General features: G+C 60.5%; 19 protein-coding genes and 1 tRNA gene. 10 read left to right on the top strand and 10 right to left on the bottom strand.

The window, feature by feature from the left end; genetic code table 11:
- Positions 1 to 12: 12 nt before the first annotated feature.
- Positions 13 to 531: a 1,2-dihydroxy-3-keto-5-methylthiopentene dioxygenase gene (locus tag PSAKL28_RS07245; protein WP_038608410.1), complete on the top strand. Its 519-nt coding sequence runs from the start codon at positions 13 to 15 to the stop codon at positions 529 to 531.
- 68 nt (positions 532 to 599) lie between these two features.
- Here PSAKL28_RS07245 and PSAKL28_RS07250 read toward each other — a convergent pair whose 3' ends face one another.
- Positions 600 to 872 (bottom strand): DUF3509 domain-containing protein, encoded by a 273-nt coding sequence (locus PSAKL28_RS07250; RefSeq protein ID WP_038608413.1) that lies wholly within the window; start codon positions 870 to 872, stop codon positions 600 to 602.
- A gap of 273 nt (positions 873 to 1,145) precedes the next feature.
- Between PSAKL28_RS07250 and PSAKL28_RS07255 the strand changes: the two genes are divergently transcribed.
- Positions 1,146 to 1,670 carry an ankyrin repeat domain-containing protein gene (locus PSAKL28_RS07255; protein ID WP_038608415.1) on the top strand — a complete coding sequence of 175 codons (525 nt, stop codon included), beginning with the start codon at positions 1,146 to 1,148 and terminating at the stop codon, positions 1,668 to 1,670.
- A 60-nt stretch (positions 1,671 to 1,730) separates the two neighbouring features.
- Complete coding sequence (locus PSAKL28_RS07260) at positions 1,731 to 2,261, top strand: hypothetical protein (protein WP_038608418.1); 531 nt, start codon at positions 1,731 to 1,733, stop codon at positions 2,259 to 2,261.
- On the opposite strand, the gene PSAKL28_RS07265 is transcribed toward PSAKL28_RS07260, so the two are convergent.
- A complete protein-coding gene (locus PSAKL28_RS07265; protein ID WP_038608421.1) occupies positions 2,258 to 3,199 on the bottom strand; it encodes a ZIP family metal transporter in 942 nt (313 codons plus the stop codon). The genes PSAKL28_RS07260 and PSAKL28_RS07265 overlap by 4 nt on opposite strands.
- A gap of 128 nt (positions 3,200 to 3,327) precedes the next feature.
- Here PSAKL28_RS07265 and PSAKL28_RS07270 point away from each other — a divergent pair, with 128 nt between their 5' ends.
- The gene (locus PSAKL28_RS07270; protein ID WP_038608424.1) at positions 3,328 to 3,531 is read left to right on the top strand and encodes a PLDc N-terminal domain-containing protein; all 204 of its coding nucleotides are present in this window, start codon (positions 3,328 to 3,330) and stop codon (positions 3,529 to 3,531) included.
- A gap of 48 nt (positions 3,532 to 3,579) precedes the next feature.
- Here PSAKL28_RS07270 and PSAKL28_RS07275 read toward each other — a convergent pair whose 3' ends face one another.
- Complete coding sequence (locus PSAKL28_RS07275) at positions 3,580 to 4,053, bottom strand: methylated-DNA--[protein]-cysteine S-methyltransferase (RefSeq protein ID WP_038608427.1); 474 nt, start codon at positions 4,051 to 4,053, stop codon at positions 3,580 to 3,582.
- Here PSAKL28_RS07275 and PSAKL28_RS27610 point away from each other — a divergent pair.
- The 4 genes from PSAKL28_RS27610 to PSAKL28_RS07290 all read left to right on the top strand — a co-directional run bounded on the left by PSAKL28_RS27610 (position 4,052) and on the right by PSAKL28_RS07290 (position 7,246).
- A complete protein-coding gene (locus PSAKL28_RS27610; RefSeq protein ID WP_157687007.1) occupies positions 4,052 to 4,252 on the top strand; it encodes a hypothetical protein in 201 nt (66 codons plus the stop codon). The two genes, PSAKL28_RS07275 and PSAKL28_RS27610, sit on opposite strands and share 2 nt — an antisense overlap.
- A gap of 14 nt (positions 4,253 to 4,266) precedes the next feature.
- On the top strand, positions 4,267 to 6,351 hold the full coding sequence (locus tag PSAKL28_RS07280; RefSeq protein ID WP_038608430.1) for an LTA synthase family protein: 2,085 nt from the start codon (positions 4,267 to 4,269) through the stop codon (positions 6,349 to 6,351).
- A gap of 139 nt (positions 6,352 to 6,490) precedes the next feature.
- Complete coding sequence (locus tag PSAKL28_RS07285) at positions 6,491 to 6,727, top strand: hypothetical protein (RefSeq protein ID WP_038608433.1); 237 nt, start codon at positions 6,491 to 6,493, stop codon at positions 6,725 to 6,727.
- 186 nt (positions 6,728 to 6,913) lie between these two features.
- Positions 6,914 to 7,246, top strand: coding sequence for a ribonuclease E inhibitor RraB (locus PSAKL28_RS07290; RefSeq protein WP_038608436.1), 333 nt, complete (start codon positions 6,914 to 6,916; stop codon positions 7,244 to 7,246).
- Positions 7,247 to 7,356: 110 nt separating this feature from the next.
- Here PSAKL28_RS07290 and PSAKL28_RS07295 read toward each other — a convergent pair whose 3' ends face one another.
- Positions 7,357 to 8,160 (bottom strand): c-type cytochrome, encoded by an 804-nt coding sequence (locus PSAKL28_RS07295; RefSeq protein WP_038608439.1) that lies wholly within the window; start codon positions 8,158 to 8,160, stop codon positions 7,357 to 7,359.
- Between the two features lie 529 nt (positions 8,161 to 8,689).
- Here PSAKL28_RS07295 and PSAKL28_RS07300 point away from each other — a divergent pair.
- Entirely contained in the window at positions 8,690 to 9,418 is a 729-nt protein-coding gene (locus PSAKL28_RS07300; protein ID WP_038608442.1) for an amidotransferase, read from the top strand.
- A gap of 9 nt (positions 9,419 to 9,427) precedes the next feature.
- On the opposite strand, the gene PSAKL28_RS07305 is transcribed toward PSAKL28_RS07300, so the two are convergent.
- The 3 genes from PSAKL28_RS07305 to PSAKL28_RS07315 all read right to left on the bottom strand — a co-directional run bounded on the left by PSAKL28_RS07305 (position 9,428) and on the right by PSAKL28_RS07315 (position 11,997).
- Complete coding sequence (locus PSAKL28_RS07305) at positions 9,428 to 10,399, bottom strand: magnesium and cobalt transport protein CorA (protein WP_038608445.1); 972 nt, start codon at positions 10,397 to 10,399, stop codon at positions 9,428 to 9,430.
- A 65-nt stretch (positions 10,400 to 10,464) separates the two neighbouring features.
- A complete protein-coding gene (locus PSAKL28_RS07310) occupies positions 10,465 to 11,187 on the bottom strand; it encodes a lysophospholipid acyltransferase family protein (protein ID WP_038616303.1) in 723 nt (240 codons plus the stop codon).
- Between the two features lie 120 nt (positions 11,188 to 11,307).
- The gene (locus PSAKL28_RS07315) at positions 11,308 to 11,997 is read right to left on the bottom strand and encodes a crotonase/enoyl-CoA hydratase family protein (protein ID WP_038608447.1); all 690 of its coding nucleotides are present in this window, start codon (positions 11,995 to 11,997) and stop codon (positions 11,308 to 11,310) included.
- Between the two features lie 289 nt (positions 11,998 to 12,286).
- Between PSAKL28_RS07315 and PSAKL28_RS07320 the strand changes: the two genes are divergently transcribed.
- Positions 12,287 to 12,376, top strand: a tRNA-Ser gene (locus tag PSAKL28_RS07320).
- A gap of 130 nt (positions 12,377 to 12,506) precedes the next feature.
- On the opposite strand, the gene PSAKL28_RS07325 is transcribed toward PSAKL28_RS07320, so the two are convergent.
- The 3 genes from PSAKL28_RS07325 to PSAKL28_RS07335 all read right to left on the bottom strand — a co-directional run bounded on the left by PSAKL28_RS07325 (position 12,507) and on the right by PSAKL28_RS07335 (position 16,517).
- A complete protein-coding gene (locus PSAKL28_RS07325) occupies positions 12,507 to 14,636 on the bottom strand; it encodes a TonB-dependent siderophore receptor (RefSeq protein ID WP_038608450.1) in 2,130 nt (709 codons plus the stop codon).
- A gap of 203 nt (positions 14,637 to 14,839) precedes the next feature.
- The gene (locus tag PSAKL28_RS07330; protein WP_038616306.1) at positions 14,840 to 15,220 is read right to left on the bottom strand and encodes a hypothetical protein; all 381 of its coding nucleotides are present in this window, start codon (positions 15,218 to 15,220) and stop codon (positions 14,840 to 14,842) included.
- A gap of 103 nt (positions 15,221 to 15,323) precedes the next feature.
- Positions 15,324 to 16,517 (bottom strand): MFS transporter, encoded by a 1,194-nt coding sequence (locus tag PSAKL28_RS07335; RefSeq protein WP_038608453.1) that lies wholly within the window; start codon positions 16,515 to 16,517, stop codon positions 15,324 to 15,326.
- Between the last annotated feature and the right edge of the window lie 171 nt (positions 16,518 to 16,688).

A 16,688-nucleotide genomic window follows, 5' to 3' on the forward strand; every position in this document is an offset into this window, starting at 1 on the left:
GAATTTCCTCTGATGAGCAGCCTGTCCGTTTACCACCTATCCACCCCGGACACCCCCAACAAGGTTCTGACCCACCTTGAGGACATCGCTTCGACCCTGGCTGAGCATGGCGTGCGTTTCGAGCGCTGGCAGGCCAGCGCGCCGATTCAGGCGGGCGTCAGTGATCAGGCGCTGATTGGCGCTTATCAACGCAGCATCGAAGCCCTGAAGGTCGAGAAGGGTTATGCCGGTGTTGAAGTAACCCGCGAATCGGATGCCGGTTTGCTTGCCGAACATACCTGCGAAGAAGATCAACTGTGCTTTTTCGCCGCCGGACGCGGGCTGTTCAGCCTGCATATCGCGGATTACATCTATGCGGTGTTGTGCGAGAAAGGCGACCTGATCGGTGTGCCGGCGGGTACTCGGCTTTGGGTGGACATGGGCGAAGAGCCGCGGTTTGTTGCCATTCGCCTGTTCAACAAGCCGCAAGGTCAGGTCGCGCACTTCACCGGTAACAAGATTGCCGAGGCTTTTCCGCGGCTTGATGACTGAATGATCGCGGGGCAAGCCCGCTCCCACAGGGATAACTTCTGTGGGAGCGGGCTTGCCCCGCGATGGCCTCAACGATAAGTCGGCAAAGCAAATCGCTGCTGGCTCTGCAGCCGGGAAATCACCGGCAGTTCACTGGCTTGCTCAGCCAGGTCGCGGCGAATCGCACTGATCGCCCAGGTCAGCTGATCGGCGCTGTGCAATTGCCCGTAGGAAATCGAGCGTTTGACCTGTTTGCCATCTGCTGCGCGCAAGGTCAGCAGAATTCCACCATCGGGCCGCGCCTGGGTGGTGACGGCATAGGCGGAGAATACCGAGGCGAATTTTTCCTGGATGAGGTCCATATCAACTCCTGGCTGTGGGTGGCAGACATGGAGTGATAGGTGCAGTGACTGTGCCAGTTTCGATTTATTAAAAAATCATTAAATATCAATTTGTTAGGTTTACTGCTCAGTTGCGTGGACGTGCATTCTGCAAGGCCAGGCAAATTACACCGTGCATTTTGCAAGGTGCGCTGGCCAATAGAAATGTTCTGTTGGCACCATGGGTTATCCACAATGGACCTGAAGGCTTGCCTGGCAAATACTTGGGTCTTCAAACCCGCCAGGAGGTTCCCCATGTCCGACCAACGCAGCTCCACGCCCATGAATGACGACGAAGCCACCGCGTTCGCCGAAGAAGTCTTTGAGCGGGCTCGCCAGGGCGATGCAGTCATGCTTGCGCGTTTGCTGGAGAAGGGTCTGCCTGCCAACCTGCGTAACCACAAAGGCGATACGTTGCTGATGCTCGCCAGTTACCACGGTCATCTCGACGCGGTAAAAACCCTGCTGCAGCATGGCGCCGATCCACTGATTGCCAACGACAACGGCCAGTTGCCAATGGCCGGCGCTGCGTTCAAGGGTGATCTGGCGATGGTCCGGTTGCTGGTGGAGCAGGGCGTGGCGGTCGATTCGGCTGCGGCCGACGGGCGTACTGCGTTGATGATGGCGGCCATGTTCAACCGTACCGCGATTGTCGAGTACCTGCTCGGCAAAGGCGCTGATGCACAGCGTCAGGACGCCAAGGGCATCAGCGCGCTGGGCGCCGCCCAGGCCATGGGCGCCGCCGATACCGCTGCGCAGTTGCAAGCGCTGCGCGGCTAACCCCCGGGGGCCTTTTGCGGCTATCCTTGGCGACTTTTTTCAGCGTCGCAGGGCCCCTTCATGAAATCCCAACTGGTCGAACTCATTGGCAAAATCAGCGCCGGCTGCATGCGCGAAGAAGACATCGAGCGCATCGCCGACGAGGCCGCCCAGGCCTATGCCGACCCGCAAGCCTTCCTGGCCGCCAATCCTGACATCAACTACGACGACAGCTTCCCGATCCCTTTGGGTGAGTGGATCGTCGTCGGCAGCTTGCCTGACACGGTGCTGTTCCAGGCCGATACCTACCAGGACCTGTTCGCGCAGATCGTCGATTCCTTCGACAAGAGCGTGGCCTTCAACCTCAAGCCCAAGCAATTGGCCAAGGTCGAGCCGTTGACCGCACTCAACCGCATCCAGGTGCAGATGGGCGCGATGAACAAAGAGGCTGGTGGCTATGTGCTGATGAACTTCAGCCAGTTGCTCGATGACGAGCTGCAGATGGTCATGGTTGGCGGTAACGACCTGGCGCGGGTGCTGGAGCTGTGCGCCGAGGTGGGAATTGCCGCAGCGCCTGCTCTGGAAGCGCTGCGGGTAGCAGTGCACGTTTAACCGAGGGCGGTGTCGAGGAACATCATCACCGCAAAACCGCCCATCAGGCCGAGGGTTGCCGAGGTCTGGTGACCATTGCGGTGGGTTTCCGGAATCACCTCGTGAGACACCACGAAGATCATCGCGCCCGCCGCCAGGCCCATGCTCACCGGGTAGGCGATGGCAAAGCCGGTGGAAATCCCCAGGCCGATGACCGCGCCGATCGGCTCCATCATGCCGGAGCCGATCGCCACCAGCGCCGCCTTCAAGGTTGAAAGCCCGGTGGCGCGCAACGCCAGGGCCACGGCCAGGCCTTCGGGAATGTCCTGGATGGCGATGGCACTGGTCAACGGCAGGCCGACATTCAGGTCGCCATTGGCAAAGCTGACACCGATGGCCATGCCTTCGGGCAGGTTATGCAGGGTGATGGCCAGCACGAACAGCCACACCCGGTTGATCCGTTCGGCCTGCGGTCCGCAGGGGCCGGTACTTTCATGTTCATGCGGGGTGAAACGATCGAGGCCAAGCATCAGCAACACCCCAAGCCCCATACCGATGACCACGGTCATTGCCGCATAGGGGCCATTGCCGGTGATTTCACGGGCAGCATCCAGGCCCGGCAGAATCAGTGAGAACGAGCTGGCGGCGAGCATCATCCCGGCGGCAAAGCCGAGCATCACATCCTGGGTGCGCGCGCGGACTTCGCGCAGGACCACGGCCATGACGGCGCCGAGCGCCGTCGCGGCAAACCCGGCCAGGCCACCGAGCATTGCCATGTGCAGGTTTTCCTGATGATCGCCATGCACGGCGCTCCAGGCGCTGGCGATCAACAGGCCAACGACGGCCAGCAGGCTCAGGCCCAGTCCGGCGCTCAGCCAGGGCGTGGTTTGTGCCTGCTGCAACCAGGCGCTCCAGAGTGTTGCCGGAGCAGGGCTGCTGGAGCTTTGGGCGGGGGGCATAGGAACCTCACTGAACCATATCGATGAGCCGAGTGTAACCAGCGTCGTTGCACCGCAGCCAAGCATTAACGTCTATGGGGCTCATAGCCAGCTATCCTGTGGGCACACGTGTTCAAGGGAGCGACAGCATGGGTTCCACATTTAATGGCCTGGTAGGCCTGATCATCCTCGTGCTGGATATCTGGGCGATCATCAATGTGCTTAAAAGCGGCGTGGGGTTGGGGCCGAAAATTCTCTGGATCCTGTTGATCCTGCTGCTGCCGGTGCTCGGGCTGATTATCTGGGCGATTGCCGGGCCGCGCGGCGGTGGCAGCGGGTTTGCCCCGCGATAGGCTTGGCTGTGCTGAATCGCGGGGCAAGCCCGCTCCCACAGTGGGTGCTTAGATCAACCACGCGCCCTCAAGCTCCAGCAGCATCTGCTTGCGCTCCACGCCCCCGGCATAGCCGGTCAAGGTGCCGTTGCTGCCGATCACCCGATGGCAGGGGACGATGATCGCGATCGGGTTGGCGCCGTTGGCAGTACCGACCGCACGAACGGCGCGAGGGCGGCCGATTTGCCCGGCCAGGTCGCTGTAGCTGCAGGTGGTGCCGTAGGGAATACGCTGCAAGGCTTGCCAGACTTCCCGTTGAAAAGGCGTACCCAGCGGCGCCAGCCTGACGTCGAATATCTCGCGTTTGCCAGCGAAGTACTCGTCCAGTTGGCGCGCCACTTCATCCAGTCGATGCTGCGCAGGCAGCCATTCGCCCGGCAGTTCCCAGGGCTGTGCGGCATCCATGTGCAGCAGGTGCAGGCCCTGATCGTCGCCGGCCAACAACAGTGGGCCAAGCGGACTGGGCTGGTAGCGGAAATACATGGTGCTGCGCCTGATTGATGAAGGAATGAGCACAATATTGCAAGTCGTTGCCGGGCGTGTCTATCAACGAAATTTTCACATTCGATTATGGAAAATCCGCGCGCGCAATTATCCGTTCGCCGAATGGCCGTGCATTGCCCTCGGGTTTAGTGCACATTTGCCGATTCGTTTTTTCGCCTTTCTTGAATCTGAATCCTAGGGATCTTCCAATCCATGGCTAACACGGACGCCTTGAGTGATCAGCGGGCTGCGTCGCGCCCGCTGCAACCGACGCTAAAATCGCACCTGGCCTACACCCTGCTGTGTGGCCTGGTAATCATGCTGATGCTCAGCCTGGTACGTTTGGGGCTGCTGATCTACAACAGCGACATGATCGGTGACACACCGATGTCGACGGTGGCCGAGGGTTTCCTCAATGGCCTGCGCTTTGACTTGCGTGTGGTTGTCTACCTGAGCATACCACTGCTGCTGGCCACCCTCAGCGCCCGTGCCATGGCTGCCCGCGGCCTGTTCCGGGTGTGGCTGACCCTTGCTTCGAGCGTCGTCATGTTCCTTGGCCTGATGGAACTGGACTTCTACCGTGAGTTCCACCAGCGCCTCAACGGTCTGGTATTCCAGTACGTCAAGGAAGATCCCAAGACCGTCCTGAGCATGCTCTGGTACGGCTTCCCGGTGGTGCGCTACCTGTTGGCATGGCTCTTTGGCACCTGGTTGCTGAGCCTGTTGTTCAAGGGCATCGACCGCCTGACCCGTCCCCGTGGCGCTTACCAGAACCAGACGGCCGGCAGCCGTTCGGTGGCCCCGTGGTACATGCGTGGCGTGGTGTTCTTCATGATTCTGCTGGTGGCTGTCATCGCTGCCCGCGGTACCCTGCGTCAGGGGCCACCGATGCGCTGGGGTGATGCCTTTACCACCGACTCGAATTTCGTCAACCAACTGGGTCTCAACGGCACCCTGACCTTGATCGACGCGGCCAAGAGCCGTTTCGGTGAAGACCGCGCCAATGTCTGGAAGTCGACCATCGAGCAGACCCTGGCCACCCAGACCGTGCGTGACATGCTGCTGACCGGCAACGACAAACTTGTCGATGCCGACAGCGCTGCAGTACGCCGTGACTTCACGCCGCCGGCCGACAACACCCTGCCGATCAAGAACGTCGTGGTGATCCTCATGGAGAGCTTCGCCGGTCACTCGGTAGGCGCTCTGGGCAGCCCGAACAACATCACCCCGTACTTCGACAAACTGGCCAAAGAAGGCCTGCTGTTCGACCGTTTCTTCTCCAACGGCACCCATACCCACCAGGGCATGTTCGCCACCATGGCCTGCTACCCGAACCTGCCAGGTTTCGAATACCTGATGCAGACACCGGAAGGTGGTCACAAACTGTCCGGTCTGCCAGCGCTGCTCAGCGCCCGTGACTACGACGACGTCTATGTCTACAACGGCGACTTCGCCTGGGACAACCAGTCGGGCTTCTTCGGCAACCAGGGCATGACCACCTTCATTGGCCGTAATGACTTCGTCAATCCGGTGTTCTCCGACCCTACCTGGGGTGTGTCCGATCAGGACATGTTCGACCGTGGCGCCGAAGAGCTGGCCAAGAACTATGGCAAGAAGCCGTTCTATGCACTGCTGCAAACCCTGTCCAACCACACGCCGTACGCCTTGCCTGCCGAACTGCCAGTGGAGCCGGTAACCGGCCAGGGCCGACTTGATCAGCACCTGACCGCGATGCGTTACTCCGACTGGGCGCTGGGCCAGTTCTTCGAGAAGGCGCGCAAAGAGCCGTACTTCAAGGAAACCCTGTTCGTCATCGTCGGTGACCACGGCTTCGGTAACCAGCAACAAGTAACCGAGCTGGACCTGGGTCGCTTCAACGTACCGCTGCTGCTGATTGCCCCGGGCATCCAGGAGAAGTTCGGTGCGGTCAATCACACCGTCGGCACCCAGATCGACATCGTTCCGACCATCATGGGCCGTCTGGGCGGCGAAACCCGCCACCAGTGCTGGGGACGCGATCTGCTCAACCTGCCGGCTGGCGATCCTGGCTTTGGCATGATCAAGCCGTCGGGCAGCGAGCAGATCGTTGGTCTGATCAAGGGTGATCGCATCCTGATCGAGTCCAAGGACATGTCGCCGCGCATGTATCGCTACGAGCTGGGTAGCAACTTCAAGGCCGAGCTGATCGAAAGCCCGGACCAGAAGGACCTGACCCACAAGCTTGAGTCGTTCATCCAGACCGCGACCAAAAGCTTGCTGGATAACACCGCGGGTGTTGTCCATGGTGTGCCGGAGTAACGCATTGCGTTGAACAGAAAGAGGCCTTCGGGCCTCTTTTTTTTTATCTTTGGAACAGTGCGGCTGAACATTTGCCGGCTGCATGGGTCAACGGAAAGTAGGTCGATTCACCCTGAGCATCCGTACAGAGGAGAATCCAATGAAAGCGTGGGTCATTACCTTTGTTGATCAGAAAGGCGAGCGTACCTCGCTGCCGTTTACGTCGGAGCAAGCGCCCAGTATCGAGGAGGCCGCACGGCTGATTCGTACCCACCTGTTCCCGGTCATGGATGAACTGGACCTCAATGATTTCCAGGACCGCGCCAGCATGCCCACAGCCAAATGGCTGAAGGAGCAGAATGGCGTGGAGATCACTGCCATTACCGAGGCGCCCTGAACCGCCTGGTTGGCGCACTTGGCAACTTGGCACTACGCTGCAATCAAGGTCGGGCCGATTTTTGCGATCGCCCGGGCTTGCCGATCCACGTCATGCATCAGCTCGAATTGCCCCCGCACAGCTTGTGTGGCGGGCAGGTGCGTTTTGCACTGAAAGTCTATCCATCGGTAGTTAGGAGGACGATTCATGAGCAGCCAATACGAGGACATCAGCAGCACGGTATTACGCCAGATGAAAGAGGGCGGCTTCAATTTTGCCCAGATTCATCCCATTGAGTTCTATGCGGTTTTCCCTGATGAGGCGCGGGCAAGACGGGCAGCGGGACAGTTTCGCGGAGAATCATTAAGCGCCCAGGTGCATGAGCGTGATGATGGCGCCTGGAACCTGGAATTGAGCAAGGTGATGTATGCCACCTACGGCGGCATCGATGAATTCGAGCAGGATTTCGAAGCCGTAATAGCCCCGTTGGGCGGTGAAATCGAAGGCTGGGGCGTGAAGCAGGAGCGCCAGCTGGCCTGAGCCACGCTTCGCAATGAAGCGTTGAGCGTAAAGCAGCCGCAGCGGTTGTACACATTGGGTGCAACCGCGCGTCTTTGAAACTACCCCCTATTGAAATCAAACAATGCGGATCAAGGCTGCTTGCGGGTCGCCATGTGCGCGAGGTAAGCGAGCAGGGCGTCGAGTTCTGGGTCGCTGAGCACGGCGCTGGTGAAACCGGGCATCTTCGCCTGCGGCCACTGGCGCAGGCTCTGCGGGTCGCGAATGTAGCTGCGCAGGAAGGCCGGCTGGAAATACTCGGTGGGGTTATGCGGCAGGTTCAGGTCCGGGCCGAACTGGGCGTCACCCGCGCCATTGAGGCGATGACAGGCCAGGCAGTTTTTCTGGAACAGCGCGAAGCCGAGGTTGACCGGGTCGTCACTGGCCAGCCGCGTATCCGGGAGCAGCGCCGGAAAACGTGTGGCGACCGGTGCCAGACGCCGAATGCTGGCGACCTGGAAAGGCCACTGTTCCGGGCTGATCCCTCCGGCCTTGGGGTCTGTCCAGACCAGGTAAAACGGCCCGGCGCTGTGTTTGCCGGCGCTCAGCGCAGGCCAGGGCCTGGCTGGGTCTTCGACGGCCAGCCAGGCGCGTGCCGGGCCGTCCCTGAGCAGCGGGGCAGCCGGCATCTCGGCGGCAAAGCCATCGTCGGCCACGGCTTGCAGGTGATCCTCTGGTCCAACACCTTCAAGCAGCACCGCCAATGGCACGGCGCGATAGTGCATGGTTTTCTTGTAGGAGACGTCGTTGTCGATGCGAATATCCCGGGCCTGGGGGTGAGCCAGCAGTTCGGCGCTTTGCCAGTGGCGGCTGGCGCTACCCAGTTCCAGGGTCAGCTGCGCTGCCTGCAGGGGCAGGCAGAGCAGGGTCGACAACAGGACGAAGCAACGGCGCATAGACAATCTCCAGCGAATCAAGGCTGGCAGAGTACCTGCGCAGGGCCGTAGAGGGCCATAGGGAAGTTCAGCCGAACAGGCGTGACAGGTTCGGCAGGATCAACAGCAATGTAGTGGCGAAGAGAATGAGCCCGGCTTGACGTACTTTGGATTGTTTGAACATGGCTGACCGCCTTTTTTGTTGTTATTCCTGAGTGCCCAATGGCTTCCTTGTCGTCGATCCGGCAAACATGGGTAACGCGGTTTGACGTCCAGACGCGAACCTTTGCTAATGGGTATACAACTAACCTTAGGGTCAACGTCAGTTGTGTTTTAGAACGCTTTCGTATTTATGTGTTTTTTAATCTTCTTTCTGGTTATGAGGCCTTATGCCATCTAGCAACTATTCCCCTTGCTAGACGCTTGCAATGGTTCTGTACCTGGATCCACTTGGGGTGACCGTTCGTCAGTGCATCATACTTGCCTGCAAGCCTTATTCGGGGCAGGCTCTAGGGGGCAATCCCGCCTTTTGTCGTTCAGGACTATTTTTATGTCGTTACGCATCTGCATCCTGGAAACCGACGTCCTGCGACCCGAGCTGATCGGGCAGTATCAGGGCTACGGACGGATGTTCGAGCAGTTGTTCACCCGGCAACCGATCGCCGCCGAGTTTGACGTATACAACGTGATGAACGGCGAATACCCCGCGGATGACCAGGTATTCGATGCCTACCTGGTGACTGGCAGCAAGGCCGACTCGTTCGGCGATGATCCGTGGATCGAAACCCTCAAAGCGTTTCTGCTGGCACGCTACCAGCGTGGCGACAAGTTGCTGGGTGTATGTTTCGGTCATCAGTTGCTGGCGCTGCTGCTCGGTGGCAAGAGCGAACGAGCCAGCCAGGGCTGGGGGGTGGGTACCCATCGCTATGTAATGAATGCCAAGGCACCGTGGATGAGTCCGCAGGTCGAGGAGCTGACCCTGTTGATCAGCCATCAGGACCAGGTCACCCGCCTGCCGGAAAACGCCACGGTGATTGCCTCAAGCGATTTCTGTCCAAACGCCGCTTACCACATTGGTGATCAGGTGTTGTGTTTCCAGGGGCACCCGGAGTTTATCCACGACTATTCGCGAGCGCTGCTTGAGCTGCGCCAGGACAAGCTGGGTCAAGAGGTCTACCGCAAAGGCATCGACAGCCTGGCGCATGAGCACCAGGGCAGCACGGTTGCCGAATGGATGATGCGTTTCGTCGCACACAAACCTCAGGGCACTCCGACCTGAGGTTGCGGCTCAAAGCCAGCCTGAGCGCTTGAAGCTGGCAAACAGCGCCGTGCAACCCACAGCGATGCCACCGAGCACGGCAAAGTAGCCGTAATGCCAGCTCAACTCCGGCATGTTCTGAAAGTTCATCCCGTAGATGCCCGCCACCGCGGTGGGAAACGCCAGGATCGCCGCCCAGGCGGCGAACTTGCGTTGCACGATGCTCTGGCGTGATGACTCCAGCAACATGCCGATCTCGATGGTCTGGCTGGCGATGTCACGGATCCCGGCGAGGTCTTCCATCTGCCGGGTCACGTGAATCTGCACATCGCGAAAGTACGGGCGCATGGTCTTGTCAATGAACGGGAAGGTCAGACGCTGCAGTTCTTCGCTGACTTCGACCATCGGCGCTACGTAGCGGCGCAAGCGCAGAATGTCGCGGCGCAGGCTGTGCAGGCGGCGGATGTCTTCTTCATGGAGCGAGCTGCTGAGCACGCTCTGTTCCAGTTCTTCGATCTCGCCGTGGATGGCTTCGCCGATGGGTTGATAGTTTTCGGTGACGAAGTCGAGCAGGGCGTAGAGTACGAAGTCCTCGCCATGCTCCAGCAGCAGCGGCCGCGCTTCGCAGCGCTGGCGGACCAGGGCGTAGGACTTGGAGTGGCCGTTGCGACAGGTGATGATGTAGCCGTTGCCGGCGAAGATGTGGGTTTCGATGAACTCCAGTTTGCCCTCATGGCGCACCGGCGAATAAGTCACGATAAACAGCGCGTCGCCGAAGGTTTCCAGCTTCGGCCGGCTGTGTTTTTCCAGGGCATCTTCAATGGCCAGTTCATGCAGATTGAACTGGCTTTGCAGGTTGGCCAGCTCCTGGGCATTGGGCTCTTCCAGGCCGATCCAGACGAAGTGCCCGGGTTTACTGGCCCACTGACTGCCTTCGTCGATACTGATGTTGGTGACTTTTCTGCCGGCGCTGTACACCGCCGCCGCAACGACTCGTCCCATGGTGATTCGCTTCTTCTGATGACCGTGCCAGTAGCTTGGTCTGCCACGCAGAATTGAGCAACCATTCAGGCCTGCTGCAGTTCGGTTTCCATCAGGTCGATGCAGCGCTGCATCTGTATCCGGCATTGTTCAGCCAGGGCCGGAACGTCCTGCTGAGTCAGGCCGCTGGTCGCAATCGGCGGCAGGGAGCGGATGATTACCTTGCTGCGGCGCCAGCTGTTCAGGCGCAGGCGCTGGGTATAACGGCTGACACACACGGGCACGATCGGTACACCGGCTTCGATCGCCATGTGGAAAGCGCCTTTCTTGAAGGGCGCCAACTGCTCTGCGGCGTTGCGTGTGCCTTCGGGGAACACCCAGATCGATGTGTCGTCTTCACGCAAGGTGCGCGTGGTGGTCTGCATGGCACGGCGAGCATGGTAGGAGTTGCCACGGTCAATCAGTACATTGCCGCCCAGCCAGAACAGCTGGCCGAACAGCGGTATCCATTTCAGGCTTTTTTTGCCGATGCATACAGTGCGTGGTGGGACCACGTGCCCCAGGACAAACAGGTCATGGTTGGACTGGTGGTTGGCGATGATCACGCAGCCAGGCGGCTGATCGAACAGCGGACCGACCTCGGCCTTGACCTCCAGGCGCATCAGCCAGGTGGCGGGCAGTCCGTACAGGCGGGCATAAATGCGGCTGTTATCCGGGTTGAACGGCCGACACAGGCCGATCAATACACCGACAATACCGATCAGAACAAAATGCAGTCCCAACAGGAACATGCGTGTAAGAAAAAGCATCATACGACTCACATAGGCAAACGCGGCGCAGTGTACGGGTGTGCACTTGCGCGGGCAAACGCTCAATGCGGTCGTAGTGGCCTGATTGTGTAAGTAAACGCAATCAGGCCTTGGTAGGGGTCAGGCCAGGTGTTCCTGATCGCGGATGATCGCGTCGTCGAGAGCGTCGAGCAGCGCCTTGCGGACCTTGAGTTTGGTGTGCTTGTGCGCATTCATGTTGATCTTCTTCAACTGACGCGCCGCGGCCAACGCTGTTTCCTGCAGTTGTTCGACCGGTACAACCTTGTCGAGGAAGCCGGCATCCACGGCGCTGACCGGGTCGAACATTTCGGCGTTGATCACCGAACGGTGGAAAGCTGAGCGGCGCAGGCGGTCACGGGCCAGCTCGATACCGGCGTGGTGCATGGTCATGCCGATCTGCACTTCGTTCAGGCCAATGCTGAAGGGGCCTTCGACGCCGATGCGATAGTCGGCCGACAGTAGCAGGAACGCGCCTTTGGCCACGGCATGGCCAGGGCAGGCAACAATGATCGGGAACGGGTGCGAGAGCATGCGCCGGGCCAGGGTGGAGCCGGCGGTGACCAGGCTGACCGCTTCCTTCGGGCCGGCGGTCATCACCTTGAGGTCGTAACCACCGGAGAGAATGCCCGGCTGGCCAGTGACGATGACTACGGCACGATCCGTCACAGCCTGATCCAGGGCAGCATTGAAAGCGGCAATGACGTCTGGCGAGATGGCGTTGACCTTGCCGTTGTTCAGGGTCAGGGTCGCGATGCCGTCTTCGAGGTGGTAGGTAATCAGCTCACTCATGACACAGTTCCTAAAGGGAGAGTGGAGCAGACGTTACTCAGGCTGGGCAGTGAGGTAAAGCGCTGTGACTGACCGGCCGGTCAGTCTCGGGCGGCTTTTCCGTGCAGGTTGGGGGTGAAGGGCAAGGGGCTGCCGAAGCACTCCAGAGATTGGCGACTTTGCCCTGTGTGCTGCGGATTTTTCGCGGACTGGCTTAAGCGCATGAAAATTCTGAAAAAAACCTTTGCCATCAGAACCTGTTTCGACTACATTAGCGCGCCTCGACAGGCTGAACAGCTTGAAGAGAAACGGTGAAGTGTCCGAGTGGCTGAAGGAGCACGCCTGGAAAGTGTGTATACAGGAAACTGTATCAAGGGTTCGAATCCCTTCTTCACCGCCACATTTAGAAAAGCCCCCGACTTGAAAAAGTCGGGGGCTTTTTGCATTTATCGGTATGCATCGCGGGGCAAGCCCGCTCCCACAGGCAAGGCTCAGCCTTGTGGGAGCGGGCTTGCCCCGCGATAAATCCTTCAGAAACTCACAGAAGCCGACACCCGCGCAGTCCTCGGCGCGCCCTGGAACAGATAGCCATCGCCCAGGTACTCCCCGGCATCCCGCCAGTAGCGTTTGTCGAAGACGTTATCGACCATCAGCCGCAGTGTTGTGTCGTAGCCGGCAATCCTGGTGCTGTAGCGGCTGCCCACATCGAACACCGCGTAGCTGCCAACCTCCACCGTCCCCGCCTGATTGGCGTACTTGCTGGCGCTGTAGCGTGCCCCGCCAAGCAGCGCCAGGCCGGGGATCGGCAGGCTGTAATCGGCCTGCAGCGCAGCGCGGAAGTTCGGCACGTTGAGTGCCTGATGATCTTCATAATCGGCGGTGCCGCTGTTCTTCACCCGGGCACGGATAGCCGCGGCGCTGGCATTGATCTGCAGACGTTCGGTCAACCAGCCGCTGGCGCCCAGCTCCAGGCCGATGTTCTTCTGCTGGCCTTGCTGCACGTAGGTGAAGTTACCGGCGCCGTCCGGCCGGGAATACTGGTAGGCCTGGCGCAGCTGGAACAACGCTGCGCTCAGGCTCAGGCGCTGCCAGTCGCGCTTGATGCCGACTTCCAGTTGGTGCGACAGCGTCGGGGCGAGGATTTCGGCGCTGTTGCTGGCGAACCACGGCGCGGTACCACCAGAGGAGATGCCCTTGCTGTAGCTGGTGTACAGGGAGATGTCCGCACGCGGCTTGTAGATCAGGGCGGCGTTGGGCAGCAGTTGATAGTCGCGGGTATGACGACCAGGGTTGCCATCCTCGTCGAAGGTCTTTTCGTCCAGGCGCACCAGGCGTGCGCCCAGCACCGTCTGCCACTGCTCGTTGAAACTGATCCGGTCACTGGCAAACAGGCCGTACTGACGACTGTCCAGGCGACGGGTGCTGGAGCCAATGGATTTGTCGGAGGGCGACCATGCTGGCGTTTGCTGGTAGATGTTGCCGCTGCCGATTCCCTCCATGAAATACGGACGTTGATCAAGTGTGCGGCGCTGGGCGCTGGCGCCGACGGTCAGCTCGTGACCCAGGCCCATCGCATTGAAGCGACCATTGAGCGCCGCCTGCGCTTCGTCGGTACGGCGGGTGTCGTCAGGGCTGCGGTAGTCATAGATGTTGTAGTCACCTGCTTCGCTGAAATAGGCCGTGTCGTCCCAACCCCAGGCAAACGAGCTGTAATCGTCGATCACCACCTTGCTGCGCGAAGCACTGACAGCGCCGGTCCAGTTATCGCTGAAGCGGTATTCGAAGCGCCCGCCCAGGTTCAGGGAGTCGATGGTGACCGGATTGGCCCATTGCTGATAGGCCAGGCGGTCGTGCGGGTCGATGTCGTGGGGCAGGCGGGTGCCACCCAGCAATTGATAACCCGGCACTGAACGCTGTTCGCGTTGCTGGTATTCAGCATCCAGTTGCAACACGGCATCGGGGTTGATCTGCCAGTCGAATGCCAGGGCTGCGAAATCGCGCTTGCCGTCGGCGTGGTCAACGTAGGAACGGATATCTTCATGGGCGAGGTTGGCGCGCACACCGAACTGGCGCTCACTGCCGAACCAGCCGCCAAGGTCGGTGGCGATGTAGCGTTCACCCTGCTCGTTGCTCGACACCGTCACCGAGCGCACATCCTCCGGGCGTTTGGTGACGTAGTTGATCAGCCCGCCGGGTTCGGCAACGCCGCTCTGCAACCCGGACAGACCCTTGAGCAATTCGACCTGCTGTTTGTTCTCCAGCGCCACATTCTGCTCGCCGGCAATGGTCTGGCCGTTGATCTTGTAGCTGCTGGCGGCGTTGAGTTCGAAACCGCGCACGTTGAAGTTTTCGTAGTAGCCGATCGGCGCATAGCTTTCGCCCACCGAGGCATCGCTTTGCAATACTTCGCTGAGCTTGCGCACCTGTCGATCGGCCAGCAGTTGCTCGCTGAACACCGCCACCGACGCTGGCGTATCGAGCAGTGGTGCCGGGGCAAAACCGGCTACCGACGCCTCCTGTACCTGATAGCCCTCGCTATAGGCTTCGGACACCTTTACCGGTGCCAGGATGATGCTGTCCTCGGCCATGCTGTGGCAGGCGGGCAGGGCCAGGCTCAAGCCGAGCAGGCTCAACGGCAGGCGAGGGCGGGGCAGGGTCATGCAAAAAGCTCCTTGGGGCATGCAGCAGACGCGCCGTCAGGGTTCGGTCGCGGTCCGGAGGGGCGTAAGTCCAGTGAATTGCAGAAGGCCTGCCGGCATTGCGCCGGGCAGACGGGCGCGCATCTTAGCAGGGGCGACCGGATCCCGGTGCCCCTGTTTCATGCAGGGTGGCAAACGATAGAACGAACGAGCCGAGCGTCGATTCAGCGATTGGCGGCCGGTTGTGTATGGCGGCGCCAGTGGCCGTTGAGCTTCGACCAGGTCTTTTTGTCGGTGATCGCCATCAACTTGCGGCCATCCTTGAAGGTGGCCAGGAAAGTGATTTCTTCCTCCTTGCCGCCCAGCCACAGGCCGGCAATCAGACCGACCGGTCCAGCGACCAGAGCCCCGGCCATGCCCCAGCCCAAGGCGCTGCCCAGGCTGCGGTTGGACTCCTGATTGGCGACGATCAGTTCACTGATGCGGGTAAGGGCGATTTTTTCTCCGGGAGAAGGGCTGCGGCAGGTCTTGAGTGTGAGCGATCCATTGCGGTACTCGCCTTCACCTTGCAAGAAATCGCCGGACTGAACCGTGAGTCTTGTCATCGTGGCATCCAAATAGAAGGGGCTGTTGAGCAATCCCTACTCAAGACCCAGGACCGCGACAAGTCAATTGGCAGGCGACGGAGGGTCGCCCGCGGTCTGTGCGTCAAGCTGTGCGCGCCCGCAGGCTGCGCTGACGTTCGGCCAGGGCCCAGACCAGCAAGGCCAGGCTGCCGATCGTCAGGCCGGCGAAAACGATGCCGTGCCAGCCGTAGGTCTGGAACAACTGGGTACCGAGCAAGGAGCCCAGCGCGCCACCGATGAAGTAGCAGGTGATGTAGCCAGCGTTGAGGCGGTTGCGCGCTTCCGGGCGCAAGGCAATCACTGCATTCTGGTTACTCACATGTACCAGCTGCACGGCCAGATCCAGCAGCAGCACGCCGATCAACAGAGCTACCAGCGAAGTTTGCGCGAAGCCCAAGGGTACCCAAGACAGCAGCAGGGCCAGCAAGCCGACCGTGGTACCCAGCGGACCCTTGCCGCGGTCCGCCAGGCGGCCGGCCCAGTTGGCCGACAGTGCGCCAGCGGCGCCAGCCAGGCCGAACAGGCCGATCACGGCGTCTGAATAGTGGTAGGGCTCGGCCGCCAGGAGAAACGCCAGCGGGGTCCAGAACAGCGCGAACAGGCTGAAGGCCAGCAAGCCGAGCAATGAGCGCAGGCGCAATACCGGTTCATCGACAAACAGGCGAAACACTGAACCGATCAAGGCCGGATAGCTGAGCCCCGCGTGCTGGTGGCGTTCCGGCAGGGCGCGCGCCAGGGCAATGGCGCAGATCGCCATCAGCCCCGCAGCCAGCAGGTAGATGCTGCGCCAACCCCCCAGTTCGGCCATGAAGCCGGCAGCCGTGCGCGCCAGCAGGATACCCAGCAGCAGCCCGCTCATCAGTGTCCCGACCACCCGCCCGCGCTGGCCTGGATCACTCAGGCCAGCGGCCATCGGCACCAGCACCTGGGCCACCACCGAGAACAGTCCGGTCAGCGTGGTACCCAGCAACAGCCAGACCAGGCTTGGCGAAAAGGCACTTATCAACAGGCCCAGGGTGCTGATGCCGATCATGCTGACGATCAGCCGGCGCTGTTCGAACAGGTCACCCAGCGGCGCCAGCAGCAACAGCCCTGCGCCATAGCTCAGTTGCGCGGCAATGACGATGGCTCCGGCGCTGGCGGTGGTCAGGCCGAAATGCTCGGCGATGCTGTGCAGCAGCGGTTGCGCGTAGTAGTTGCTGGCGACGGCAAGGCCGGTGGCGGTGGCCATCAGCAGGATCAGGCCGCGGCTCAATGGGGTAGCGGAGGTGGTCATGGACCGTCTCGATCAATGGCAGTAAAGGTGTGACAGTATCGGAAATGCGCGGGTATGACGCCAATGTATCGTTTTCATCTTGTCCATCATGAAAACAGATCGTTGCATACACCTGAAACAGCCTCCCCCGGTTGCCTGGGCTGCGGTCGACAGGATCGCGCGCAGCCTGGC

It is taken from the genome of Pseudomonas alkylphenolica (assembly GCF_000746525.1).
Lineage (GTDB): Bacteria > Pseudomonadota > Gammaproteobacteria > Pseudomonadales > Pseudomonadaceae > Aquipseudomonas > Aquipseudomonas alkylphenolica.